General features: G+C 68.6%; 23 protein-coding genes and 2 pseudogenes. 14 read left to right on the top strand and 11 right to left on the bottom strand.

The window, feature by feature from the left end:
* Positions 1-124 precede the first annotated feature (124 nt).
* From imuA' to AC4FS2_RS09800, 5 genes are all read left to right on the top strand, one after another.
* A complete protein-coding gene (gene imuA' / locus AC4FS2_RS09820) occupies positions 125-850 on the top strand; it encodes a DnaE2-dependent mutagenesis accessory factor ImuA' (protein ID WP_491151725.1) in 726 nt (241 codons plus the stop codon).
* Positions 851-2,473, top strand: coding sequence for a DNA polymerase Y family protein (locus AC4FS2_RS09815; protein ID WP_491151727.1), 1,623 nt, complete (start codon positions 851-853; stop codon positions 2,471-2,473). It abuts the gene before it with no gap.
* Between the two features lie 189 nt (positions 2,474-2,662).
* Positions 2,663-6,259, top strand: a complete 3,597-nt coding sequence (locus tag AC4FS2_RS09810; RefSeq protein ID WP_491151729.1) for an error-prone DNA polymerase — start codon at positions 2,663-2,665, stop codon at positions 6,257-6,259.
* Positions 6,260-6,310: 51 nt separating this feature from the next.
* Entirely contained in the window at positions 6,311-7,105 is a 795-nt protein-coding gene (locus AC4FS2_RS09805) for a DUF2510 domain-containing protein (RefSeq protein WP_491151731.1), read from the top strand.
* 19 nt (positions 7,106-7,124) lie between these two features.
* Positions 7,125-7,502 (top strand): UBP-type zinc finger domain-containing protein, encoded by a 378-nt coding sequence (locus AC4FS2_RS09800; protein ID WP_491151733.1) that lies wholly within the window; start codon positions 7,125-7,127, stop codon positions 7,500-7,502.
* Between the two features lie 17 nt (positions 7,503-7,519).
* Here AC4FS2_RS09800 and AC4FS2_RS09795 read toward each other — a convergent pair whose 3' ends face one another.
* Entirely contained in the window at positions 7,520-8,452 is a 933-nt protein-coding gene (locus AC4FS2_RS09795) for an ROK family protein (protein WP_491151734.1), read from the bottom strand.
* 214 nt (positions 8,453-8,666) lie between these two features.
* On the opposite strand from AC4FS2_RS09795, the gene AC4FS2_RS09790 reads away from it, so the two are divergent.
* Positions 8,667-9,383: a sulfite exporter TauE/SafE family protein gene (locus AC4FS2_RS09790; protein ID WP_491155603.1), complete on the top strand. Its 717-nt coding sequence runs from the start codon at positions 8,667-8,669 to the stop codon at positions 9,381-9,383.
* 23 nt (positions 9,384-9,406) lie between these two features.
* Here the strand turns inward: AC4FS2_RS09790 and AC4FS2_RS09785 are convergent, their stop codons facing one another.
* Positions 9,407-10,738, bottom strand: a complete 1,332-nt coding sequence (locus AC4FS2_RS09785) for an APC family permease (protein ID WP_491151735.1) — start codon at positions 10,736-10,738, stop codon at positions 9,407-9,409.
* A 208-nt stretch (positions 10,739-10,946) separates the two neighbouring features.
* Here AC4FS2_RS09785 and AC4FS2_RS09780 point away from each other — a divergent pair, with 208 nt between their 5' ends.
* Positions 10,947-11,258: a hypothetical protein gene (locus tag AC4FS2_RS09780; protein WP_491151737.1), complete on the top strand. Its 312-nt coding sequence runs from the start codon at positions 10,947-10,949 to the stop codon at positions 11,256-11,258.
* 84 nt (positions 11,259-11,342) lie between these two features.
* Here the strand turns inward: AC4FS2_RS09780 and AC4FS2_RS09775 are convergent, their stop codons facing one another.
* Together AC4FS2_RS09775 and AC4FS2_RS09770 are read right to left on the bottom strand one after the other, a co-directional pair.
* Positions 11,343-11,813: an SRPBCC family protein gene (locus AC4FS2_RS09775; protein ID WP_491151739.1), complete on the bottom strand. Its 471-nt coding sequence runs from the start codon at positions 11,811-11,813 to the stop codon at positions 11,343-11,345.
* Between the two features lie 318 nt (positions 11,814-12,131).
* Entirely contained in the window at positions 12,132-12,347 is a 216-nt protein-coding gene (locus AC4FS2_RS09770) for a hypothetical protein (RefSeq protein ID WP_491151741.1), read from the bottom strand.
* 96 nt (positions 12,348-12,443) lie between these two features.
* Here AC4FS2_RS09770 and AC4FS2_RS09765 point away from each other — a divergent pair, with 96 nt between their 5' ends.
* From AC4FS2_RS09765 to AC4FS2_RS09755, 3 genes are all read left to right on the top strand, one after another.
* Complete coding sequence (locus AC4FS2_RS09765; protein WP_135068062.1) at positions 12,444-12,647, top strand: cold-shock protein; 204 nt, start codon at positions 12,444-12,446, stop codon at positions 12,645-12,647.
* A gap of 191 nt (positions 12,648-12,838) precedes the next feature.
* Complete coding sequence (locus AC4FS2_RS09760; protein ID WP_491151743.1) at positions 12,839-13,951, top strand: fatty acid desaturase family protein; 1,113 nt, start codon at positions 12,839-12,841, stop codon at positions 13,949-13,951.
* Positions 13,952-14,143: 192 nt separating this feature from the next.
* Positions 14,144-14,584: an iron chaperone gene (locus tag AC4FS2_RS09755; RefSeq protein ID WP_491151745.1), complete on the top strand. Its 441-nt coding sequence runs from the start codon at positions 14,144-14,146 to the stop codon at positions 14,582-14,584.
* Positions 14,585-14,635: 51 nt separating this feature from the next.
* On the opposite strand, the gene AC4FS2_RS09750 is transcribed toward AC4FS2_RS09755, so the two are convergent.
* A complete protein-coding gene (locus tag AC4FS2_RS09750; protein ID WP_491151747.1) occupies positions 14,636-15,325 on the bottom strand; it encodes a hypothetical protein in 690 nt (229 codons plus the stop codon).
* A gap of 165 nt (positions 15,326-15,490) precedes the next feature.
* On the opposite strand from AC4FS2_RS09750, the gene nhaA reads away from it, so the two are divergent.
* Both nhaA and AC4FS2_RS09740 read left to right on the top strand, forming a co-directional pair.
* Complete coding sequence (gene nhaA, locus AC4FS2_RS09745) at positions 15,491-16,846, top strand: Na+/H+ antiporter NhaA (protein ID WP_491151748.1); 1,356 nt, start codon at positions 15,491-15,493, stop codon at positions 16,844-16,846.
* Between the two features lie 169 nt (positions 16,847-17,015).
* Positions 17,016-17,300 (top strand): hypothetical protein, encoded by a 285-nt coding sequence (locus AC4FS2_RS09740; protein ID WP_491151750.1) that lies wholly within the window; start codon positions 17,016-17,018, stop codon positions 17,298-17,300.
* Positions 17,301-17,400: 100 nt separating this feature from the next.
* On the opposite strand, the gene AC4FS2_RS09735 is transcribed toward AC4FS2_RS09740, so the two are convergent.
* Positions 17,401-18,102: a DUF899 domain-containing protein gene (locus AC4FS2_RS09735; RefSeq protein WP_491151751.1), complete on the bottom strand. Its 702-nt coding sequence runs from the start codon at positions 18,100-18,102 to the stop codon at positions 17,401-17,403.
* A gap of 138 nt (positions 18,103-18,240) precedes the next feature.
* On the opposite strand from AC4FS2_RS09735, the pseudogene AC4FS2_RS09730 reads away from it, so the two are divergent.
* Both AC4FS2_RS09730 and AC4FS2_RS09725 read left to right on the top strand, forming a co-directional pair.
* Positions 18,241-18,570, top strand: a pseudogene (locus tag AC4FS2_RS09730) (VOC family protein); the annotation flags it as partial.
* A pseudogene (locus AC4FS2_RS09725) lies at positions 18,567-18,842 on the top strand (winged helix-turn-helix transcriptional regulator); the annotation flags it as partial. The pseudogenes AC4FS2_RS09730 and AC4FS2_RS09725, both read left to right, overlap by 4 nt.
* 109 nt (positions 18,843-18,951) lie before the next feature.
* Here AC4FS2_RS09725 and AC4FS2_RS09720 read toward each other — a convergent pair.
* The 5 genes from AC4FS2_RS09720 to AC4FS2_RS09700 all read right to left on the bottom strand — a co-directional run bounded on the left by AC4FS2_RS09720 (position 18,952) and on the right by AC4FS2_RS09700 (position 24,698).
* Positions 18,952-20,262: an ADP-ribosylglycohydrolase family protein gene (locus tag AC4FS2_RS09720; protein ID WP_491151753.1), complete on the bottom strand. Its 1,311-nt coding sequence runs from the start codon at positions 20,260-20,262 to the stop codon at positions 18,952-18,954.
* A 36-nt stretch (positions 20,263-20,298) separates the two neighbouring features.
* Positions 20,299-21,150 carry a carbohydrate ABC transporter permease gene (locus tag AC4FS2_RS09715; RefSeq protein ID WP_491151755.1) on the bottom strand — a complete coding sequence of 284 codons (852 nt, stop codon included), beginning with the start codon at positions 21,148-21,150 and terminating at the stop codon, positions 20,299-20,301.
* Positions 21,147-22,142, bottom strand: a complete 996-nt coding sequence (locus tag AC4FS2_RS09710) for a carbohydrate ABC transporter permease (protein ID WP_491177100.1) — start codon at positions 22,140-22,142, stop codon at positions 21,147-21,149. The genes AC4FS2_RS09715 and AC4FS2_RS09710 overlap by 4 nt, the downstream gene beginning before the upstream one ends.
* Entirely contained in the window at positions 22,139-23,407 is a 1,269-nt protein-coding gene (locus tag AC4FS2_RS09705) for an ABC transporter substrate-binding protein (protein WP_491151759.1), read from the bottom strand. The genes AC4FS2_RS09710 and AC4FS2_RS09705 overlap by 4 nt, the downstream gene beginning before the upstream one ends.
* Before the next feature lie 91 nt (positions 23,408-23,498).
* The gene (locus AC4FS2_RS09700; RefSeq protein WP_491151761.1) at positions 23,499-24,698 is read right to left on the bottom strand and encodes an ROK family protein; all 1,200 of its coding nucleotides are present in this window, start codon (positions 24,696-24,698) and stop codon (positions 23,499-23,501) included.
* Positions 24,699-24,751: the final 53 nt, after the last annotated feature.

The following is a 24,751-nucleotide window of genomic DNA, read 5'->3' as shown; positions in this document are numbered from 1 at the left end:
GCTTCGCGGCGTCCCAGAGCGACGAAACCGTCCGTCATCGTGAGGGGATGCGGAATGTCGGAGGGCGTTCGTATCTTCGAACCACGGGATTGAGACCGTAGAACAAATGTTCTAGCCTGTGGGAATGAGGGCGATCGTGCGGACCGAGGCGGAAGCGCTGAGCGACGTACGCGAGCTGCGCGCGCAGCTCGAGCGTATGCAAGGCCGCCGTCTGGACGCTCCCGCGATGCCGACCCATCCCGCGTTCGCCGGTCTCCTTCCCGGGGGAGGGCTGCGGCCCGGGTCGGCCTATACCCTCGCCCCCTCGACCGCGCTGCTGCTGGCACTGATGGCGCGACCGTCGCAAGACGGCGCGTGGTGCGCGGCCGTGGGCATGCCCGAACTGGGTGTCGAAGCCGCCGAGCGCTATGGGCTCGACCTCGACCGGCTCGTCTTCGTCCCCGAACCGGGTCCGCGGTGGCTGGCGATCACCGCGACGATCGCCGAGGTGATGCCCGTGGTCGCCGTGCGCCCGCCCGCGCGTGTGACCGACGGCGAGGTCTCGCGGCTGTCCGCCCGCTTGCGCGATCGCGGAACCGTGCTGCTCGTCCAGGGCGCGTGGCCGCAGGCCGAGGCGACGATCGATGTCGCCGATCCGCGCTGGGAGGGCCTGGGCGCCGGGCACGGATACCTCGCCGCACGCGAACTGACCGTCTCGGTGACCAGCCGGCGCTCGCCGTCGGCACGCCGAGCGCGGATGCTTCTTCCCGCCGCCGACGGCACCGTGTCGTTGCTCGGGCCTGCCGCCGAAGCATCCCGCCCCCGCCTGGAGGCGGTGCCGGAGTTCTCCGAGGTGAGGGCGGTGGGCTGAATGCTCGCACCCGTACGCAGCCTCGTGCTGTGGTTTCCCGACTGGCCGGTGACGGCGCTCTCCCTGGACGGCGCCGCCGCCGAATCCGGTGCCCTCGACCCGGCTGCGCTCGACCCGGACGCGCACACGCTGCACCCGCAGAGCTCCATCGCCGTGTTCGAGCACAACATCGTCGTGGCGTGCTCGGATGCGGCCCGTGCCTCCGGCGTCCGGCGCGGGCAGCGACGACGGGACGCGCAGGCGGTCAGCCCCGGGCTCGTGATCGTTCCCGCCGATCCCGTGCGCGACGCCCGCGCCTTCGCACCGATCGTCGCGCGCATCGAAGAACTCGCCCCCGGCGTGCAGATCGTCCGCCCGGGGCTGTGCGCCCTGCGCGCCCGCGGGCCCGCGCGGTACTACGGCGGTGAGGACGAAGCCGCCCGGACGCTTCTGGCCGCCCTCGTCGCCGACGGCATGACGGGGGTGCGGGCAGGGGTCGCCGACGGCCTGTTCACGGCCCAGCTCGCCGCACGTGCCACCCGCGCGGACGCCCCGGTGCGGATCGTGCCCTCGGGGGAGGCGGCGCCGTTCCTCGCGCCGTTGTCGGTGGGGGTGCTGGAGTCGGCGGGGGCCGGATCGACCGCATCCCGTGAGACGGCGCTGCCCGAACTGCTGGCACGGCTCGGGGTGCACACCCTCGGCGCTTTCGCGGCGATGGAGGTCGAACGTGTGCGCGACCGCTTCGGGGAGCAGGGCGTGCGGCTGCACGCCCTCGCGGCCGGTCGCGACTCCCGCCCGGTCGAACCCCGCACCCCGCCGCCCGAGCTGCACCGCGAGGTGTCGTTCGAACCGCCCCTGGAACTGGCCGAGCAGATCGCCTTCGGGATGCGCATCGCCGCCGATGAGTTCGTGCAGGGCCTCGGGGAGCGTCACCTGGTGTGCACGGAGTTGCGGGTCGAGCTGGTCGGCGACCGGGGAGAGCGCAGCGAGCGGGTGTGGCTGCATCCGGGGTCGTTCGACGCGTCCGCTGTGGTCGACCGGGTGCGGTGGCAGCTCGCCGAAGACGCGCAGAGCGTCCTCGGCAGCGGCGTCGCTCGCGTGAGGATCTCGCCCGAGGCCGTGGATGAGGCATCCCATCACGTGATCGGGCTGTTCGGTGCTGGTCCGGAAGAGCGCGTGCATCACGCCCTCTCGCGTGTGCAGGCGATGCTCGGTCATCGCGGGGTGCTCACCCCGGCCGTCGGCGGCGGGCGCTGGCTCACCGAACGGCAGGTGCTCGTGCCGTGGGGGGATCGAGCGGTCGTGGCGAAAGAACGCGCCCGCCCGTGGCCGGGAAGCCTGCCCGATCCGCTGCCGACCACCGTCTACCCGCAGCCGCGCCCGGTGGGTGTCACCGATGCCGCCGGCGGAACCGTGGTGGTGGGGGAGCGCGAGGTGCTGAGCGCGCAGCCGGCGCTGTTCGCGGTCGGTGGTCGGCGCGGCCGCATCCGGTCGTGGGCTGGGCCCTGGCCGATTCGCGAACGGGGGTGGGATGCGGTGCGCCGGCGTCGCGCGCACCGTTTCCAGGTGGTCGATGACGACGGGGTCGCCTGGCTGCTCGTCGAGGAGAACGGCGTCTGGACCGCCGAGGGCCGCTATGACTGACCCTTCGTCTCGCACCTCAGCCCCGTCCCGAGTGGCCGGCCCGGGCGAGGACATCTGCCGAGCCGAGGACGGAGGACGCGCCTTCGCTCCTCTGCTCGGCAGATCTCCTCTGCCCAGCCGGGCAGGAACGGGCCGCATCCGGTCCTGTTCCGGCCGCACCCGGTCCCTGAGCCGGGCGGAGGCACGCTGATGGGCTTCCACAACCCGCCCGTGCCGTGGTCGGAGATCGAACGCACGCTCAGTGATCGACGTCGCCCCGGCACGGTTCCCGCCGGAGCCGACGGCGGCGACAGTCCGGCGTGGTCGCGCAAGCGCGGACCCTACGTGCCCCCGGCCATCGAGCGTCCCGCCGACACCGTGCCGTATGCGGAACTGCACGCCCACTCGTCGTACTCGTTCCTGGACGGCGCATCCTCGCCCGAAGAACTCGCCGAGGAGGCCGAGCGCCTGGGGCTCCACGCGCTCGCGGTCACCGACCATGACGGCTTCTACGGCATCGTCCGCTTCGCCGAGGCCGCCGAGTCGCTGCAGCTGGGCACCGTCTTCGGCGCGGAGCTGTCGCTGAACCTGCCCGGGCCGCAGAACGGCGAACCCGATCCGGTCGGCTCGCATCTGCTCGTGCTCGCGCGCGGGGAGGAGGGGTACCACCGGCTCGCGGCGGCGATCACGTCCGCGCAGCTGCGCGGTGCGGAGAAGGGGCGGCCGGTGTACGACCTCGACGAGCTCGCCGAACGGGCCGGCGGTCCCCACGACCCGCAGTGGGCGGTGCTCACCGGCTGCCGTAAGGGGCCGGTCCGTCGCGCGCTCGCCGAGGACGGCCCGGATGCGGCGGCCGCCGCGCTCGACCGGCTCGTCGAGCGCTTCGGCCCCGATGCGGTGCACGTCGAGCTGATGGATCACGGTAATCCGCTGGACTCGCGCCACAACGACCTGCTCGCCGCGCTCGCCGCCGAGCGGAAGCTGCCGGTGCTCGCCACCAACAACGTGCACTACGCGGCCCCCGAACGGGAACTCCTGGCAGCGGCCGTCGCCGCGGTGCGGGCGAACCGGGGCCTCGACGAACTCGACGGATGGTTGCCCGCCCACGCCGGCGCCCACCTGCGCTCGGGGGCGGAGATGTCCCGGCGGTTCGCGCGGTATCCCGGCGCGGTGGCGCGCACCGTGACCCTCGCCGATGAGCTCGCGTTCCCCCTGCGGCGCGCCAAGCCCGCGCTGCCGAAGCAGAAGGTGCCCGACGGGCACACGCCGATGTCCTGGCTGCGGCACCTCGTCTGGGAGGCGGTGCCGCGCAAGTACCCCGACCTGAAGCCGAAGGATCGCGACCGCATCGAGCGCGAGCTCGGGGTGATCGAGATGAAGGACTTCCCCGGCTACTTCCTCATCGTCTACGGCATCGTGCAGGAGGCCCGCCGCCGAGGCATCCTGTGCCAGGGGCGCGGGTCGGCGGCCAACAGCGCCGTGTGCTTCCTGCTCGACATCACCGCGGTCGATTCGATCGCCTACGACCTGCCGTTCGAGCGGTTCCTCTCGAGCCTCCGCGACGAGGAACCCGACATCGACGTGGACTTCGACTCCGACCGGCGCGAGGAGATCATCCAGTGGGTCTACCGCCAGTACGGCCGTGACCGCGCCGCGCAGGTGGCCAACGTCATCCAGTACCGGCCGAAGAACGCCGTCCGCGACATGGCCAAGGCGCTCGGGCACTCGCCGGGGCAGCAGGACGCGTGGTCGAAGCAGGTCGAGCGATGGGGGGCGGCGCTGGATACCGGGGCCGATCACGACATCCCCGATCAGGTGCTGGCGTACGCCACCGAACTGCTGAAGGCGCCGCGGCACCTGGGGATCCACTCCGGCGGCATGGTGCTCACCGACCGCCCGGTGGGGGAGGTGGTGCCCATCGAGCACGCGCGCATGGAGAACCGCACGGTCATCCAGTGGGACAAGGACGATGCCGCCTGGATGGGGCTGGTGAAGTTCGATCTGCTGGGCCTCGGGATGCTGGCGGCGCTGCAGTACTGCTTCGACCTCATCCGCGATGCGACGGGGGAGGTGTGGGAGCTCGCGACGATCCCGAAGGAGGAGAAGGCCGTCTACGACATGCTGTGCCGCGCCGATTCGATCGGGGTGTTCCAGGTCGAGTCCCGCGCGCAGATGGGGTTGCTCCCGCGTTTGCAGCCGCGCCGGTTCTACGACCTCGTGGTGCAGATCGCGCTCGTCCGCCCCGGGCCCATCCAGGGAGGCGCCGTGCATCCGTTCGTCCGGCGCAAGCTCGGCCAGGAGAAGGTGACCTATGCGCACCCGAAGCTAGAGCCGGTGCTCGAGCGGACGATGGGCGTGCCGGTGTTCCAGGAGCAGCTCATGCAGATGGCCGTCGCGGTGGGGGACTGCACGGCCGAGGATGCTGATCTCCTCCGCCGGGCGATGGGATCCAAGCGCGGCGTGGAGCGGATCGAGAAGCTCCGCGAGAAGCTGTACGCCGGAATGGCCCGCAACGGACTCACTGGCGAGGTCGCCGACGGGATCTACGCGAAGATCCAGGCGTTCGCGAACTTCGGGTTCGCCGAATCCCACTCCCTCTCGTTCGCCCTGCTGGTCTATGCGAGCTCGTGGATCAAGCTGCACTATCCGGCCGCGTTCCTGGCCGGGCTGCTGCGCGCTCAGCCGATGGGGTTCTACTCGCCGGCGACGCTGAGCGCCGACGCCCGCCGGCATGGTGTCGAGGTGCGCCGACCCGACCTGCTGCGCTCGGGCGTCCAGGCAACCCTCGAACCCGTCACGGATTTCGAGGAGATCCCGGAAAGCGAGGATGCTGCGGCCCGATCCGGTCCTCGATCCGCGCGATCTCCTCGGTTTTCGCCCGCCGGGCCGGGCGAGCCGGCCGGATCCACCGCGGATTTCGAGGGGATCCCGGAAATCGAGGATGCTGCGGCCCGATCCGGCCCTCGATTCGCGCGATCTCCTCGGTTTTCGCCGGCCGGGGCCACCGGCCTGCCCGCGTGCGCTGACCGCCACCAGCCGCCGGTCGGCGATTTCGATCCGAAGGCCCCCGACGAGTCGGATGCGCACCGCCGCGACGGGCGGTTCGCGGTGCGTCTGGGACTGGCGGAGGTCACTGGGATCGGTGCAAAGGTGGCGGAGCGCATCGTGACCGAGCGGGAGACACGAGGGGAGTATCGCGATCTGCGCGACCTCGTGCGCCGGACCGGCCTCACCGCCGCCCAGCTGGAGGCGCTCGCCACGGCGGGTGCGTTCGACAGCCTCGGCATCAGCCGCCGCGAGGGGATCTGGCTGGCCGGCTCCGCGGCGCAGGACCGCGCCGAATTCCTGCCCGAGTCGATGGTGTCGGTGCAGCCGCCGCTGTTCCCCGACCCCACGAGTTATGAGGTGCTCGCGGCCGACCTGTGGGCGACGGGCATCTCACCGGGCGATCATCCCCTCACGCATTACCGCTCCCAGCTCGATGCGCGGGGGGTTCTCACCTCGCGAGAACTGCGCACGCACGAGAACGGCCGGCGCGTCGAGGTCGCCGGGCTCGTGACCCACCGGCAGCGGCCGGCCACGGCATCCGGCATCACCTTCCTCAACCTCGAGGACGAGCACGGCCTGGTCAACGTGATCTGCTCGGTCGGTGTGTGGAACCGTCATCGGCGCGTGGTGCGGGAATCTCCCGCGCTCATCGTGCGGGGGATGCTGGAGCGTTCGGTCGAGGGGGTGACCAACCTCGTGGCGGACCGGTTCGAAGACCTGCGGGTGGGGGTGTCGCACACCTCACGAGACTTCCGGTGATCGGGCTGCCGAATAGACTCGACGCGACCCGGCTCTCGCGGAAGGACCGACATGACCGACGCCCCTCAGTTCCCTCCGGGGTGGTACGCCGACCCGGACAACCCCTCCGTCCATCGCTGGTGGAACGGATCGGCGTGGACCGAGGCCCGACAGCCGGCTTCCGCCGCCGCACCCGCCCCGGCCGCCCCGGCCGCCGTGCCCGCCCCGGCCACCGCCGCCGCGGCCGCCGCTGCCCCTGCGGCGCCCGCACACCCCACCCCCGCCCCGGCGCAGCCCGCGTACCCGACCTATGCGTCAGCGCCCGCGGCGTACCCGGCCTATCCGTCGGCCCCCACGGCGCCCGCCCCCGAGCGTCGTGACATCCCGACCGAGACGCCGTGGATCTGGCTCATCGTCTTCCTGCCGCTGGTCACCTTCCTGCCCCTGTTCTTCATCGACTGGCGTGGGTTCCTCGAGGACAGCATCAACGACTCCCTCGAGTCGCCCTCCAACGCGTGGGCGGCCTCGTTCACCGGCGCCACGCTGCTCCTGACCCTCCTGGGATACCTGGTCATCGCCGCGCAGGTGGCGTTCGCCTACCTCGACTGGCGGGCGCTGCGCGCACGCGGGATCGACAAGCCGTTCCATTGGGCGTGGATCTTCTTCACGCTGATCGTCAGCAACGGCGTCTACGTCATCGGTCGCGGCGTGATCCTCCGTCGGCAGACCGGCAAGGGTCTTGCCCCCGTGTGGGCGTGGATCGCGGTGACGGTGCTCAGCATCGGAGTGGGTGCGGCCTTCGCCGTCTACCTCCTCAACGAGGTGTTCACCCTCATCTCGATCTACGACGCCGGCTCGCCCTTCTAGCCCGTCGAAAAGAGGAGACATGGCCACCGAGCAGATCGACCCCACCGACCAGATCGACCCCACCGCGAAGCCGTGGTCGTCGGGATGCGCCGAGTGCGACGCGGCGGGCGGATGGTGGGTGCACCTCCGCCGCTGTGCGGCGTGCGGGCATGTGGGATGCTGCGACGATTCGCTCGGTCGTCATGCGACCGCGCACTGGCAGAGCGCGGGCCACCGTTTCATCCAGAGCTTCGAGCCGGGGGAGGACTGGTGGTGGGACTACCAGGAGCAGGCCTCCATCGAAGGTCCGGAGCTGGCGCCTCCCACCAGTCGCCCCGAATCCCAGCCGTCACCCGGCCCGGAAGGCCGGGTTCCGAACGACTGGCGGCAGGCGTTGCGTCGCGCATCGTCGGAGTGAGAATCCGCTGTGACGCGTCACGCCTGGGCGCGTAGTACGAGCGCCGCGGCGCCGAGGAGCGGACTGTCGCTTCCGAGCTGGGCTCGCATGATCCGCGCACGCGCGAGGAACGGGTAGGGCGCGGCGGCGTCGCGGGAGGCGCGAACAAGATCGACGTAGTCCTCCGCGACGTGGGAGAAGCCGCCGCCGATCACGATGAGCTCGAGGTCGAGGAGCGCGCTGGCCGATGCCAGCGCGGAACCGACCGCGGCGGCGCTCCGACGCACCGCGGAGCCGGCGATCGCGTCATTGGCGGCATACGCGGCGGCGAGCTCCTCGCCGGTGCTGCCCTCCCAGCCCTGTTCGCGCGCCCATCGGACCACGTTCGGACCGCTCGCTACGCGCTCCACCGTCGCGTCGAGGCCATGGACTCCCGGGGCGGTGAAGCCGGCGACTTCGATCTGCCCGAGATGCCCGGCGTTGCCTGTGCTTCCGGCATAGGGGGCGCCGCGGGTGATGATGCCCCCGCCGATGCCGGTGGACACGATCATCCCCATCATGGTGCCGACATCGCGGCCGGCGCCGAGCCAGTGCTCCGCGATCGCGATGCAGAGCCCGTCCAGGGCGACGCGCACGGGGGTCGCGTGCAGGTGCGGGGGGAGGACGCGGCGGATCGCGGCCACGAGGGGAAACCCCGCGGCGTCAGGCAGGTTCAGCGGAGACACGGTCTGGCGTGCGGTGTCGAGAGGGCCGGCACTGCCGATACCGACCCCGACGATTTCCGCACCAGGCGGGATGGCGGCGACGGCTGCAGTGACGACGGTGGTGAGGGCGCGCTCCAGGTGTGACCGGTCGCTCTGCGCGCCGGTGGCCGCGCGGGCACGGGAGCCGGGCACCACGGCACCGGATTCGTCGACGAGGCAGGCTTCGATCTTGGTTCCGCCGAGGTCGACGGCGATGGCGAGCGGCACGACGGAAGCCTACTGGCCCCTCCGCCCGCCGGCTTCTGACGCGACAGAGACCTGGGCACCGGCGAGGTGACAATGCTCATCGGACCGTGGTTGAGACCACATGACCCAAGCCGCCTCGCCCCCGTTCCGTGCGTGCGGAAGGCTGCGTTTCACGCCGTAGCCTGGAGCGGTGAGCGGTGCAGTGGTCCTCGGAGATCTCACCGTCGTCTCCTGGATGCTGTTGGCACTGGGTTCGCTCGTCGTCGGGATGTCCAAGACGGCACTGCCGGGTGCGGGCGCCATCGCGGTCGCTCTGTTCGCCTCCGCGCTGCCCGCGCGCGAATCCACCGCGACGCTGCTGCTCCTGCTCATCGTCGGTGACATGCTGGCGCTCTGGGCCTACCGGCGTCACGCGCAGTGGCGGGCGCTCCTGCGACTGATCCCCGCCGTGCTTGCCGGCATCCTTCTCGGCGTGGTGTTCCTCGCCGTCGCCGACGATGCGTGGGTCAAGCGCGTCATCGGCGTGCTCCTGCTCATGGTGGTCGCCGTGACCCTGTGGCGGCGACGCGCGACGCGCGCTTCCGGGCGATCCCCGAGCGGCGGATGGCTCGCTGCCACCGTGTACGGCACCCTCGGCGGCTTCACGACCATGGTCGCGAACGCCGCCGGCCCTGTCATGTCGATGTACTTCCTCGCCGCCCGTTTCCCGGTGAAGGCGTTCCTGGGCACGGCCGCGTGGTTCTTCGCCGTCGTGAACGTCGCCAAGGTGCCGTTCGCAGCGGCCCTCGGGCTCTTCTCCGTCGACAGTCTGCTGATCGACCTGTGGCTGATACCGGCGGTTCTGGCCGGGGCGCTGCTCGGCCGGTTCATCGCCGGTCGCCTTCCGCAGGTCGTGTTCGAGCGTCTCGTGATCGGGCTGACGATCGTCGGGGCGCTCTATCTCCTCTGGTGACGCTCCTTAGTGACGCAGGGCGCTCAGGGCCTGGACGTTGTCGCACCCTGGCTGCGCCGACGCGTCCAGCGGGCGAGCAGGAACAGCACCACGCCCACGGCGAGGAGGATGCCGGCGAACAGCCACACCTCCGGCCGCTGCTGGGTGAGCAACAGGATGCAGGAGCCGATGCCCAGCACGGGGATGAACGTCCACACCCGGAAGTGCTCGTGCTCGACGTGATCGCGCCGCAGGACCAGGACCGAGACATTGGCACTGAGGAAGACGATGAGCAGGAGGAGCACGACCGTCTCGGCCAGTGTCGCCAGGTCTCCGACGAGCGTGAGGAGCATCGCCACGACGGTGGTGGCGACGATGGCCACCCACGGGGTCTTCCGCTTCGGCAGCACTCGCGCCAGGACGCTCGGCAGGAGGCCCTGCTCGGCCATCCCGTACGCGAGTCGGCTCGCCATGATCATCGTCAGCAGCGCACCGTTGGCCACGGCGATCAGGGCGATGAGGCTGAACAGCCACGGCGGGACGGGCACCCCGCTGGCTTCGACGACCTGCAGCAGCGGTCCGCTCGAGTCTTCCAGCTCCTGGGCGGGCAGGGCGATGGAACTTGCCAGCCCCACGAGCACGTAGACCACGCCGGCTGTCAGCAGCGCGGCGAACAGGGCGCGGGGGAAGGTGCGGGAGGGGTCCTTGACCTCTTCGATGACATTGGCCGACGTCTCGAACCCGACGAACGAGTAGTAGGCGATGATGGCGCCCGCGAGCACGGCAGGCCCGAAGGCCGCGCCCTCGGGAAGTTCCGTGACGCGCGACACGTCCCCACCGCCGCGGCCGAGGAGGATGGCGACCACGACCACCACGAGTACCAGACCGCTCACTTCGATGACCGTCATCACGAGGTTCGCCCCCATCGACTCGCGGATGCCGCGGGCATTCAGCGCCGCGACGATCGCGAGGAAGACGATGGCGACGGGGATGACGGGGAGGTCGATGAACGTGCTCAGGTACTCTCCCGCGAACGCGATGGACAAGCCCGCCGCACTGGTGACCCCGGCGGCGAGCATGCTGAAGCCGACGAGGAAGGACACCAGGGGGTTCTTGAAGGCCCGTTCGGCGAAGACGGCGGCGCCCCCGGCGCGCGGGTACTTCGTGACGAGTTCGGCATACGACCCGGCCGTCAGCAACGCGAGCAGGAGGGCCAGCAGAAGCGGAGCCCACAGCATCCCGCCCACCCGCCCGGCGAGCACGCCCATCAGCGCGTAGATCCCCGCACCGAGCACGTCACCGAGGATGAAAGCGAACAGGAGCGGCCCGGAGATGCCTCGCCGCAGACGCGTGGGCGGTTCCCTGTCTGTGGTCATCGTTTCACCGTAGGAGGTCCCCGCGCGCGCCGCCGTCGGGTTGACAGGGAGGCCGCGGACGCAACGGCCGCGCCCTTCTTCTGCCGGCCTCCCACTACCGCGCGTCGCAGAGACGGTCAAGACCTAGGCTGTCGCACCCCCTGAGAGGAGGATGAACAGAGTCGTGAGCTCGTCGCCCGAATCGTCTCGCGACCGGAGGAGACCCGAGATGTTCGACATCTTCGTGACCGGTGCCCGAATGGCGACCACTGACGACGTCGCCGAGGCGCTGCTGGAGTACTGCGGAGTTCTCTCCGAGCAAGAGCGGACGGAGATGGTGTCCTTCCCGGTGCTCCTGGACGGGCAGACCGGCCAAGCCTGGGTGACCCTGGGTGCCGGAATCTCTCTCGTCGCGGTGCGCTCCGAGCCGGAGCTGCCATTCACCCTGGAGGGGGAGGAGCTCGCAGCCTGGAGCATCCGGCGGCGCACCGCTGTCGTGGCCGGACGAACAGGCGGTTTCGACTGGGACGAGGGCCACTGAGGTGGCCGGGTTTCTCGAAGGCAGCTGAAGGAGACGGCGCGCACCTAAAGCGGGTCGCACTCCACCCAGGTGTGCTGGTTGCGGTCAGGCCTGCGTGTCATCGGCATTCGTCCGGGTGGCCAGTCCTTCGGCGCGGGACTTGAGGGCGAGGTCGAATTCACCGAGCTTGACCTGAATCTTCTTCATCATCGCGGGCGAGAGAGTAACGAGCAGCCCCGTCAGCTTCTCCGATTGCGCCAGCGTGGTGCGAGTCGAGCTCAACGCGGTGAGAGTGAACCGGTGATCGGCGTCCATCAGCCCAGGCAGCAGGAATCGGCTCGTCCAGCGGAGCTCCGTCCCGGGAGTCGCCGTGACTACCCGGACGGGCCCCTGTCGCGGTTTCCCGAAGCCCTCGTCAAGTGTCGCGCCGAGGAGAACCGTCTCTCCGGCCGCGGCAACCCCGGAGGCGGAACGGTAATACGGATTCCAATCGGGATAGCTCTCGAAGTCGGTAAGGGCTCGCCACACGACGTGGGCGGGCGCGTCGATGTCCACCGTGCTGGTCAAGTGGGGCATGCGTGACTCATCCTCTTCTGGGGGATTTTCTCTCGTGATGGTTCCGGTGTCGGCCATCCCGTGCAGCGAGAGCATAATGCGGCGCTCAGCGCGCGAGGCGCTGAACGGCCGCCGGTTTCGCAGCATTCGGGTGAACATGCAGACAGCGGCACCGCACTGGGGTAGTGTCGTACTACGACGAGCATCACGCGCGTCGCCTGTCCGGATGAGTTCTCCAATGACGGACACCGCCCATCCGGGCAAAAATCCACAGACCCGCTCTCATCGCTGAACCGGGTTGCACGACTGAATCGACATCTTCACATCTCTTCTTTGCTTTCACCTTCTGAACTTTCTTCCTCTCCGTTGACTTGGCTCAAGGCCGATCTCGACGTGTATGTCGCACACCGTGCCGGTGAATACGCCGGGCACGTGACCATCGACGACACGCGCTTCTCGGCACACGATGCCGTCGGCACTCGCCTCGGCGTCTTCGCCGCCCTCCTTCTGGCGCAGCGTTGCCTGGAAGACGCACTGGGCTGCTTCGACAGCCACCCCCATCCTGGGCGACGTCGCCCGACATCTCCGCGATCTTTTCGTCGCGGTAATCGGGGCCGCCGTAGCGGCCCCTCTTTAAGAAAGAGAGATCCGATGGCATTCGGAACTGTGAAATGGTTCAACTCCGAAAAGGGCTATGGCTTCATCGCCCCCGAGGATGGCTCGCCCGACGTGTTCGCGCACTACAGCGCGATTGAGGGCGGCGGCTTCCGCTCCCTCGAAGAGGCGCAGCGCGTGGAGTTCGACGTCGAGCGCGGCCCGAAGGGCCCCCAGGCCTCGAGCATCCGCCTCGTGTGACGTGAGGATGCGGCGGGCGTGAAGCCCGCCGCATCCATCTCGTTTCGGGCGGCTGTGCAGTAACTGTGCATCCGCGCGTTGACATACGGGTACCAGCCGTCCTTAGTATGGTCGGCAATAGCGGGCGCATCCGCCCCCGCATATCACTTTCAGCATGACCTTGGGTCTGGCTGTCTAACCCAAGGAGACCCTTGACCACTGTCACCCCCACAAAGGCCACACTGGGTCCGGTCCGGCAGACATATGCCACCCGTGAATCATTCCCCCCGGTCGCCAAGGCCTATACACAGGTCTCGCAGGTGGTGAAAGAAATGGGTCTTCTCCGTCGTGCCCAGTGGTTCTACGCCCTGGTCGCCGGCGCTCTCCTCGTTGCCCTGGCCGGCTGCATCGCAGGATTCATCCTGCTCGGCGACAGCTGGTTCCAGCTCCTGATCGCCGCCGCGCTCGGCATCGTCTTCACGCAGATCGCGTTCCTCGCACACGAGGCCGCGCACCGCGTCATCCTCTCCTCCGGTCCGGCGAACGATCGCCTTTCCCGCTTCATCGGCCCTGCCCTCGTCGGCATGAGCTACTCGTGGTGGGACTCCAAGCACAGCCGCCACCACGCCAACCCGAACCGGGTCGGCAAAGACCCCGACATCGAGATCGACACGATCTCGTTCGTCCAGGACGACGCCGCCAAGGCGCGTGGTGTGGTTCGCTTCATCACCCAGCGTCAGGGGTGGCTGTTCTTCCCGCTGCTGACCATGGAGGGCTGGAACCTCCACTTCCTCGGCATCAAGCACCTCATCACCTCGCGTGAGCCCATCAAGGGCCGCTGGATGGAGCTCACCCTCATCCTGCTGCGCCTGGCCGCGGTCATCGTTCCCGTCTTCCTCTTCCTGCCGCTCGGACTGGCCGTCGCCTTCATCTTTGTGCAGATGGCCGTGTTCGGTGTCTACATGGGCGCCTCCTTCGCTCCGAACCACAAGGGCATGCCGGTCATCGCACCGGACGCCCGCCTGGACTTCTTCACCAAGCAGGTCCGCACCTCCCGCAACGTTCGCGGTGGGTGGTGGGCGACCGCCCTCATGGGCGGCCTGAACTATCAGGTCGAGCACCACCTGTTCCCGAGCATGGCCCGCCCGTATCTGTCACGGGCCCGCGTGATCGTGCGCGAGGCGTGCGAGACGCTCAACGTTCCGTACACCGAGACGAGCCTCATCCAGTCTTACGGCATCGTCATCAAGTACCTCAACGAGGTCGGGCTCGCCGCGCGCGACCCCTTCGACTGCCCCACCCGTCACCAGATACGCGGTATCTGACGGCACCCGGAACGCCCCCTCCCGCCTTGCGCGGAAGGGGGCGTTCCGCATTGACGGGCAGGTGCGATGGAAGACCTGTCGCCCTGCCGCGGGAGTGATTCGCCGACTCGATCACGATCCGAGAAGCGTCGCCGCACTCAGCGCCGTAACGTGAGGCTCGACACCTCAGGCAGGTAGCGAAAGGTAAGGGCTATGGCTAAGACGGATACGTCCGACGGACTGAGCGCGGAAGAACGCGAGGCGGTCAAGCAGCGCGCCAAAGAGCTGCGGGAGCAGGAGAAGGCCGGCAAGAGCCGCGCCGCCGGTGAGAAGGCGGTTCTCGAGGCCATCGCCGACCTCGAACCGGAGGACAAGAGCCTCGCCGAGGGGCTGTACAAGGTGGTGAGCGAAGTGGCCCCCGACCTCGTGCCCAAGACGTACTACGGCATGCCCGGGTTCGCCAACGCCGAAGGCAAGATCGTCGTCTTCATCCAGCCGGCCCGCAAATTCAAGACGCGCTACGCCACGATCGGCTTCGAAGACAAGTCCCACCTCGACGACGGCGACATGTGGCCGGTCGGGTTCGCGGTGCGCACCTGGACGCCCGGTGTCGAGGCGACGGTGACGGACCTGGTGCGGAAGGCCGTCACGTAAGTCCGGGCTCCACCCGCGCGCCCGCCGACATCGTTCGGGGCATCCACGGCGTCACGGTGTGCCCTGCACGCGCCGATACGAGGGCTGACGCAGCCGCTCCACCCATCGGTAGATCTGTGCGCCCGGGAGCGGGTTGCGCACAGCGTCGAAGCGCAGGTCGCGGTCGTCCTGCTCGGCGGATGTGCGCAGGTCCACCTGAGCGAACGGATGCCACTTCCCGGTCGGTCTCGCGAAGTACAGGCGGATGCGCCACGGTTCCCGGCGCAGGGCATCCCCGACGCGGGCGACCTCGGCCGGCAGCATCCGCGGGGGAGCGCTGCGCGCGCACACGAGGATCGGCCCGTTCTGCGATCGGTAGGGCAGGAGGCTTCCGAACGTGGCGCGGGTGGGGGAGCGGCGCAGCAGGAGGAGGAAGCGGGACGGCACTCCGACGCCGGTCGTCGCCAGTTCGAGGTCGACAGCCCGCCCGCCGGCGCGGCACCGCAGGGCCAGGCCGATAACATCCGGGAGTGCCGGCGGCAGGCCGACCGACCGCGATAGCCGCGCGACCACCGGCACGGGGGCGGGCGACGCCTCGTCGATCCATCGGATACCGGAGGACACCGTCCCGCCGATCCACGTCAGGTCGCCCTCCAGCAGGACGCCTCGTGCGTGGATCGGTCGGGGTCGACGCGCGAGCAGGAGGAGGGCGAAGAAGCCGCGGAGGGCGGCGCCGACGACCCCGGAGAAACCACGGAACATGGGGCCATTGTCGGCATGCGCGCAGGCTTCGCACCCCCCTTCGCCGCGGTGGAGCGAACGGACTACGATGCCTGGACGCGGCAGTCGCGCCGGTAGGGTGGACGAGGCGCGTCGGGAAGTCTGGTCGACACTTCCCTTGTCGACCGAAGCCATAGGCGGGAACCGATGCCACAGAATCCACGATCGACCCCGGCCGCTTTCCCCCAGCGCGGCAGTTACGCCGAGGCCAGCCGCATCGGCACGCTGCTGAGGAAGGAAGCCGTCGGTGGCGCCCTTCTGGTGGCCGCGGCCGCCGTCGCGATCATCTGGGCCAACACGCCCGCCGCCGATGCGTACTTCGCGTTGCGTGACTTCACGATCGGCTACGCGCCCTGGCATCTGCAACTGTCCCTCGGTGCGTGGGCGGCGGACGGGCTTCTCGCGATCTTCTTCTTCCTCGTCGGGCTCGAACTCAAGCGGGAACTGATCGTCGGCGATCTGCGGGACTTCCGGACGGCCGTCGTTCCGATCGCCGCAGCTGCGGGAGGCGTCGCCGTCCCCGCACTCATCTACGTGGCGATCGTGTGGCAGTCGCCGACTCTGCTCGCGGGATGGGCGATTCCCGCGGCGACCGATATCGCCTTCGCCGTCGCGGTCCTGGCCATCGTCGGATCGCACCTGCCGAGCCCGCTGCGCATCTTCCTTCTCACCCTCGCCGTCGTCGACGACCTCATCGCGATCGTCATCATCGCGATCTTCTACACCAGCGACATCGAGCTCATTCCGCTTCTCCTCGCGGTGCTCACCGTCGGCATGTACGGCGTCATCGCGCAGCGATACCAGAAGCTGTTCCACCTGAAGCCCGCAGCCGCCTGGCTGATCCTCCTCCCGATCGGCTTCCTCGCGTGGGCGTTCATGCACGCCTCAGGGGTGCACGCCACGATCGCCGGCGTGGCGCTGGCTTTCACCGTCCCGGTGAAACAGCCCAGAGGCTCCGCGCTGACGTCCCTGCAGGGAGGACTGGCGGAGGTGTTCGAGCACCGCTTCCGACCGCTCTCGGCCGGCTTCGCCGTACCGATCTTCGCGTTCTTCGCTGCCGGAGTGGCCGTCGGGGGAGTGGACGGGATCGCGCGCGCCGTGACGGATCCGGTCACCATCGGGGTGGTCGCCGGACTGGTACTGGGGAAGCCCATCGGCATCGTCCTCACGACGCGAATACTCACCGCCGTCACGCACGCGCGCCTGGACCCGGCCCTCCGGTGGATCGACCTCATCGGTGTGGGCATCCTCGCCGGCATCGGATTCACCGTCTCCCTGCTCATCGCAGAACTCAGCTTCGGTCCCGAGAGCGTGCACAACGACGACGCCAAGATCGCGATCATGCTCGCGTCGGTCATCGCGTCGCTCGCCGCGTCCCTCATCCTGATCGCGCGGAACCGCGTCTACAAGCGCATCGCCGAGGAGGAGAGCGTGGATGCGGATGAGGACGGTGTTCCGGACGTGTACCAACGCCCCGCCGGACAGGGCGACAGCACCGCTTGACCTCGGCGCGCCCGCGGCCGCGCGCCGAGCCGGTGGGGGCGCAGGGTGTGCCGTCTGGTTTTTCCTGATGCCGGCCCCGAAAAGCAAGGGGGGATACAGGATTCGTTCAGCCTGGTTATCTCCCTGAGGCGCGCATTCGCGCCCGACCGTCACAGGAAAGAAATCACTAATGAGCAATACCACTCAGAACGTCCGCAGCTCCCGCCTCTCCACCGAGACGAAGGCGGCGTTCAAGACCACCGAGTTCATCGCCTACGTGGTGATTCTGGTCGCGATGTTCATCGCTTCCCTCGTCGTCGACAACCACGAAGACGGCCAGGGCTTCGGCGCGTCGCAGGTCTGGCTCTACGCCACGCTGCTCACCATCGGTTACATGATCAGCCGCGGGCTGGCCAAGTCGGGCAGCCGGGAGTTCTACGACCGCGACGACCGCGAGGCTCGCAACGGTCGCTGAGCTTCAGCACCGAGCACAGGGGACAACCCCGATCGCTTGCAACGAAGGCCCTCTGCTTTTTCGCAGGGGGCCTTCGCCGTGCGTGCTTCTCCTCTGAGGCTCAGGTCGGCTGCTTCGGACCGTAGAGACGCGCGATGTCTTTCGAGTCGAGCCATCCCTCATAGGCCGGATGCTGAGGCCAGCCCTCCGGGGAATCCTGCCACTCCTCCTGCCGGCCGTACGGGAGCAGGTCGATGAGGGAAAACGTGTGGGTGAGTTGTTCCGTGCCCCGTCCGTTCGTGTGCCACGTCCGGTACACGGTGTCGCCGTCGCGGAGGAACACGTTCACGGCGAAGCCGCCTCCGGGAGGGGCGTCGACATCCGCGCCGAAGGAACTTGCGCCCGTGGAGTACCACGGCATCCGATTGCCGACCTTGTCCCGGTAGGCGAGCGCCTCGCCGATCTCGCCCTGCGTGACGATCACGAAGCGGGCGTCGTAGAGGTCCAGGAAGCCCAGCCGCGTGAACTGGGCGGTGAAGCCCGTGCAGCCGCCACACTGCCACTCCTGTCCCGGTCGCCACATGTGGTGGTAGGTGATCAGCTGCGACTTCCCCTCGAACATGTCCGCCAAGCGGACCGGCCCGTTCTCGCTGTCGAGAACGTAGTCGGGCATCTGGACCATGGGCAGCCGTCGTCGCTGAGCGGCGATCGCGTCCAGCTCGCGCGTGGCCGCCTTCTCGCGCACGCGCAGTTCGTCCAGTTGGCGGCGCCATTCGTCCGCGTCGGTGATGGGCGGGTGCGCCGTGATGGTCGTGGAATCCATGAGTCTCACCCCTTTCAGATCGAACCGGGGCGCCGCAGCGCGCCGGATGATGTTCACACCGTACACATTTGGCCTTCACCCTACGCGCCCGCGACAGCCAGTCAAGAGGGCCGTGCGAGTGCAGGGCTTGACGACGCACTCAACGCCGAGATGTCCGATCACAACGTGTCGTGCTTCGCGATCGCGCCCGAGCAGTACGTCATGCTCGGCAGCCGCGAGATGTACGCGAGCGTCGGCGCCGCCGAGGAGCTGGTGGGTGGACCCGACACGCCCTCGAAGGTCACGGTGTCGTTCGACCTCGGCAGCCGCGAGGCGGTCGACGAGCTCACCGAGCGCGCCGGCGCGGCCGGCGGGCGGATCGGTGACACCGACGACTACCCCTTCATGTACCAGCGCCAGTTCGACGACCCGGACGGCTACCACTATTCGCCGTTCTGGATGAAGCCGGACGCCGATCAGAGCGCGTGAGCGACCTCGCCGCAGCCCTCGACATCGTCGGACCACGGTGGGCACTCCTCATCGTGGAGCGGCTGCTCGACGGGCCACAGCGCTACGGCGATCTGCAGCGCGACCTCGGAGTGCCCACGAACATGCTGGCGACCCGCCTGCGCGAGCTCGAAGCGGCCGGCGTGCTCTCCCGGCTGCCCCTCCGGCACAACACCCGGGCGTACGCGCTGACCGATCGCGGGTTCGCCTTGGGCGAGGCGATCGTCGCGCTCGGACGCTGGGGCGCCGAGGAGGGCGTACGGGCGGCGGGATCGCGAGGCGCCCCGACACGCTCCTCCGCAACTGCCGCGCCGCCGTCAGCCCCGTCGCCGCCCTGATCTGGATCACGTTAGGCGGCCGGAGTCACCGCTCCTCCAAGGCGAGCTTCTGGGTGACAGCGAGAGTGCGCTCCGTCAGCTCGTCGATGGTCACGCGATCGAAGTCGCGCACGGCGCTCCGCACCCGAACGTGAGTGGTTCCGATCAGTTCGGCGGGGATGCCTCCAGCCCCATGGATAGCGCCGAAGACGCCCCCGACCGTCGCGGCGTTGGAATCCGTGTCCCGCCCGCCCGAGATCGTCATCCCCACGGCGCTGACGAAATCGTCGCCCCACAACAGGCCGATCGCGATGAGGGCGGCGTTGTTGATGGTGTGTACCCACGGGTACTCGCCGAGGGTCTCGTCCACCCAGTCGAGCGCCGCCACGTGGTCCGCGCCGGAATCGAACAGATCCAACACGCCATCGAGCGCCTCCGCGAGCCGGGACTCCGGGGGCACGACGCCCGCTGCCCGGCGGAGAGCGTCCTCGGCGTTGGTCGACGTCAGCGCTGCGGCAACCAGGGCCGCCGCCCACAGCTCGCCGTAGAGGCCGTTCGCGGTATGCGTCAGCCGGGCATCGACGAGGGCGAGCCGGGCCGCTTCACCGGGATCGCCCGGGTTCGTGAATCCGAAGGCGTCGGCGCGAATGAGTGCACCGATCCACTCCCGGTACGGGTTGCTCCGGGTTGCCGTGTCCGGCGGGGTCACACCGTGGATGAGGTTCCTATACGCCGCGCGCTCCGCCGTGAAGGTCTGGCTGAACGGCACCCGGTCGAGCCACTCGGCCGCGACCTGCTCGGTGGTCAGGTCGCGCCCGTACGTCTCCAGCAGGTGGAGGCCGAGGATGGTCCAGTCGATGTCGTCGTCGCGGGGTACGTCTTCGAAGAGCCCCGCCGACGCCGTGTTCGCAGAGGGGTGGAGCGCACCGACCCCCGCGGGCAGCGGCTCCAGCAGCGGGAGATAGCCACGCTGCGGCCAGTGGCCGGTCGCCTTCAGGTAGATCTCGAGCTCGGCGCGTGTCAGCCCCTCGATCGGCTTCCCGAGTGTGTTCCCCACGGTTCGCCCCAGCCAAGCGCCGCGGATGCGAGAGGGCAGCTGCGCGGCATCCACCGCTGTTCGCGGCATCCCCGCGAACAGGGCCTCCAGCGACGCATCGTCGTCCGGCTCGCGGTACCGCCAGTCCGGCGTCCGTTCGAGCCGTCGCATCCTCTCTTCGAGGGAGAGGAGCGCCGCCAGATCTCCCCGCCGGGCAGCGTCCGCGGCCTCTTGTTCCATCTCGCCGACGTCGAACCCGCTCAATCGCAGTTGCTCGGCCTCGTCGGGGACATAGTCGCGGGGATCGAGGACGTCGTGCATGCGCGTCGCTTTCGGGTCGAGGGGGAACGGAGCGGATCAGCCCTTGACCGCACCGGAGAGGAAACCTTGAGTGACCTGCTTCTGCAACAGGATGAACACGACGATCACCGGAATGATCGTGATGAGCGTGCCCGCCGCGAGTGGCCCGATGTCGATCGACCGGCCGCCGAGGAACAGATACAGCCCCGTCGTGAGCGGGCGGAACTCCCCGCCGGGAACGTAGAGCAGGGGAACGAGGAAGTTGTTCCAGTTCTGGAGGAAGGTGAAAACGGCGAGCGCTCCGGCTCCCGCCGAGACCAGCGGGACCATGATCCTCCAGAAGATCTGCCACTCGGAGGCCCCGTCGATGCGTGCGGCCTGCTCCAACTCGGTGGGCAGATCGGAGAAGAACGCCCTCATGAAGAACGTTCCGAAGGCGAGCCCCGTCGTGGTGAGTACCAGGTTGACGCCGGGGAGGGTGTCGAGAAGACCCATCCCCCTGAGCTGGAAGTAGAGCGGGATCATGTAGGTGAAGAAGGGCACCAGCAGGCCCAGCATCACCAAGTAGAACGCGATGCCACGCCCGGGGAAGGGCAGCCGGGCGAAGGCGTATCCCGCCATCGTCGAGACGACCACCACCAGGATCGTGCTGGGCACCGACAGGAGGAAGCTGTTGAGCACGTAGTCGCCGAAATTGCCGTCCGTCCAGGCGGCCACGACGTTCTCGAAGGAGAACGACGAGAACAACCCGAAGGGATTCACCGTCACGTCGGCGTCCGTTTTGAAAGCCGTCGAGATCGTGAGGATGATCGGGAAGATCGCGAACAGCGAGAGCACGATGAGAACGGCGTGCCTGCCCACGCGCCCCGCTCTCACGCGCGGAGAGGTCGGGTTGTCGTTGATGGTCATGCGCCCGTTCCCTGCAGAGAAACCCGTCGTTGGAGTCGGTTCAGCCATACCGCGAACGGGACCGCGAGGACCGTCATCACCAGTGCGATGGTCGTGCCGTAGCTGATGCGGTTGAGCTGGAATGCCTCGCTGTAGGCGAGCGTGCCGAGCACATCGGTCGCACCGGCCGGACCGCCCCCGGTCATGACGAAGATGATGTCGAAGACGCTGAACCCGCCAACGAGAGTGATCGTCGTGACCATCAGGAACACCGGCATGATCTGCGGAAGGATGATGTACCAGAGTCGTTGGATGGTGTTCGCCCCGTCGAGCCGGGACGCGTCGACCAGCTCGATGTCCACGTTCCGTAGCGCGGCGAGCAGGATGACGAAGACGAAACCCGATGTCGCCCAGATGGCGGTGGCGAGCACCGCGAACAGAGCTGTATCCGGGTTGCCGAGCCATCCCGTCCGCAGGAAGGACAGCCCTACCGCATCGAGCGCTTGATTGAGCCAGCCGCGCACCGGGTCATAGATCCAGCTCCACACCACGCCGACGGCCACCTGCGGGAGGACGTACGGGAGGAAGAACGCGACTCGGTAGAGGACGCCACCCCGCCCGACGTTCCACATGAGAAGCGCGAGAGCGAGCCCGATCACCAGCGGCGCGATCGTTCCGATGATGATCCAGATGGCGTTGTTCTTCAACGCCGGCCAGAGGTTCGGATCCTGAAACAGCTCGATGAAGTTGGCGAGCCCGACGAACTCGGGGTTCGGGTTCACCCCGTTGAAGTCCACGAACGCGTAGTAGATGGCGTTTCCGAGGGGCACGAGGAAGAAGAGCACGACCAGGATCATCACGGGCGCGACGAGCAGCAACCCGAGGCGGGTCTGCGCCCGCCTGGTCGCGCGCGGCGTGTCGAGCACGATCCGGGTCGAGCGCCTTCTCTTCTTGGTCGCCGGGTCAGGCCCGTCGGCGAGAGCCGAGGCGCCGACCGCGATCCCGACGGTCACTGCTGCGCCGCAGCCTGCATCTGGGCGGCGACCTCTTCGGCGCTCATCTGACCGGAGAGGATCGCAGCGACACCGTCGAGCATGGCCTCGTTGAACTCATCCGTGGTCAGCACGTCGATGTTGTAACCGAAGTCGCCCGTGCCATCGGAGAACTTCGCGGTGTCATCGAGCACCTGACGAAAGAGCGGCGACACGTCGACGTCTGCGGCGATCGGCTGGGGCGGGATGACGTTCAGGTTCTCCACCATCCACTGCGCGTGCTCCGGCGATGCAAGGTAGTCGACGAGCTCGAGGGCAGAATCGAGTTTCGTCGTGCTCGCGGAGATCATCGGACCTGAGCCGAGTCCGCCCGCGAAGATTCCGGGGCCATCCTCAGCGGGGAAGGGGATGTACCCGACTTCGAAGTCTGCGTTGTCGTCGATTTCAGAGATGAGCCAGCTCCCGGTCGGGACCATGGCCGCCTCGCCCGAGTAGAAGAGCGCACTCGCGCCGTCGTAGCTGAGCGAGGTCGGGAATTCCGGAAGGTAGCCCTGCTCCAGGTAGTCCTGCCACAGCTGAAGGGAGGCGACCACGTCAGGGGAATCCCACGAGGCTTCGCCACTGACCAGCGCGTCCATTCCCGTCGACCCGACGCGGCTCGAGAGCGCCATGCTCAGCAGGTGCCCGCCCTGCCACCCTTCCTGGTTGCTGGCGGCGATCGGAACGATGCCCGCATCCGCGAGCTTCTTCGAGGCGGCCTCCAACCCGGCGAGGTCCTCCGGAGGCGCGATGTCGTGCTCGGCGAAGAGATCCGCGTTGTAGAAGAGCCCGAGGGTCTCCATTTCGCCGGGGATGCCATAGAGAGTGTCCTCGAAGGTGACGCGCTCCTTGGCGAAGTCGTAGAAGGGCCAGTCGTACTCGGCGTAGGCGTCGGTGAGGTCGTAGAGCAGGCCCGCCTCCGCGAACGCCCCGCCGAATCCTGGGCCCGAGCCCCAGTTGAACACATCGGGCCCCTCGCCGGATTGCAGCTGCGTCTGCAGAACCGTGCGGAGGGTGTCGAACGGCATCGCTTCGACCTCGACGTCGATCCCGCTCGATTCCGAGAACTCCGCGAGGTGATCTTCCAGCGCCTGCAACGCCGCGGGATCCTCGGGCTGCTCCACGAGATACCGCAGTGTGTCACCGTCCGCATTGGAGCCGGTGCCACCACCGGTGCAGCCGCTGAGGATCAGCACTGTGGCGGCGGCCGTGAGGATGGCCGGCGTCCTGAGAGAGAAGGTATGCATCGTTGCGATTCCTAACGCTGAAAGTCCTGAGACGGGCCCTCGGACATAATTTCAGCCTGAAACGAGAAATGTCAAGATGCCGTGCAATTCCCTAACCGAATGAGGCGGCGGGCTCCGGCTCGAGCGGTGCCGCATCAGCCGTTGCGCCGGCGGCAGCGCCGGGGTACTCCTTCTGGATCGCAATGACGGCCGCGCCGCGAGCCCACTCGATGAAGTCCATGGGGCGGACGATCAGCTCTCCGTGCATCGCCCCATCGACGTCGTACTCCGCTCGCCCCTCCTCGACGCTCGAGCCGGCGACATCGACGAGGTGCACACCCTCGCCCGAGAGGATGATCCGGGTCACCCCCGTGAGCGCGGTGATGGCTGATGCCGCGCGGCCGAGGGCCCGAGCGGCATCGCGCACCACCCGCACGGCCGTCGCGTCCCCGCCTTTCGCCATGTTCAGGACTTCGTCGTAGCCGATGGAGCGGCCGTGCGCCACCGACACCGCGGTGGCGATCGCCCCCGACGACAGCATGGCCGTCATGCACCCACGATGACCGAGCGGACAGAGCGGCCCCAGCGGATCCACCGGGTAGTGGCTCACCGGGTTCACCAAGGTGGGAACCATGACGTCGTTGATGACCAGCCCGTATCCCACTCCGGCTCCGACGGTCAGCAGGGCGAAGCTCGAGTAGCCCCTTCCGTGCCCGAACCACTGCTGAGCCCTCGTGAGCCCCACGACATCGTTGTCCAGATGCACCGGGAGCTCGAGTGCCTCGCTCACGAGAGAGCGGAACGGCACGTCGTGCCAGTGCAGGTAGGGGGAGTCGGCGACCACCTCACCCGCTTCGACCTTGCCTCCCACTGTGAGCCCCACGGCAGTCACCTGCTGCGGAATCCGCGCCTGGAAGTCGGAGACGACGTCTTTGACAGAGGCCACCACATCGGCGACGCGAAGAGACGGCAAGGGCACCGTTTCCTGAGCGAGGACGTGTGAACGAACATCGGTGACGACGGCGTAGATGGACTGCTCTGTCAGCTTCAGCCCGATGAAGAGGTACTTGCCGGGGACGACGTCCAGGGGGAGGAAGGACCGCCCCCGGCCGGGCGTTCGAACGGCATCCGATTCGACGAGGACGCCCGCTTCCACCAGTGGCCTGACAAGTCGCGTGAGGGTCGCCGGCGACAGCCCCATGCGCTGCGCGAGGCGTGCGCGGGACTCTGCCCCGTGGACGAGGATCTCGATGGCAACGGCCTTGGATGATGCCGACAGCACCGGGCCGAAGGCCGTTTCATGGGCGTCCACGAGTCACGTCCGTCCGCTCGAGGAGGCGTCGCGCGGGCGGTCGACGGCGACCG

It is taken from the genome of Microbacterium sp. Z10_103 (assembly GCF_058310455.1).
The sequence above is the reverse complement of the archived record's forward strand: the minus strand, read 5'-3'. Positions and strand labels throughout refer to the sequence as shown.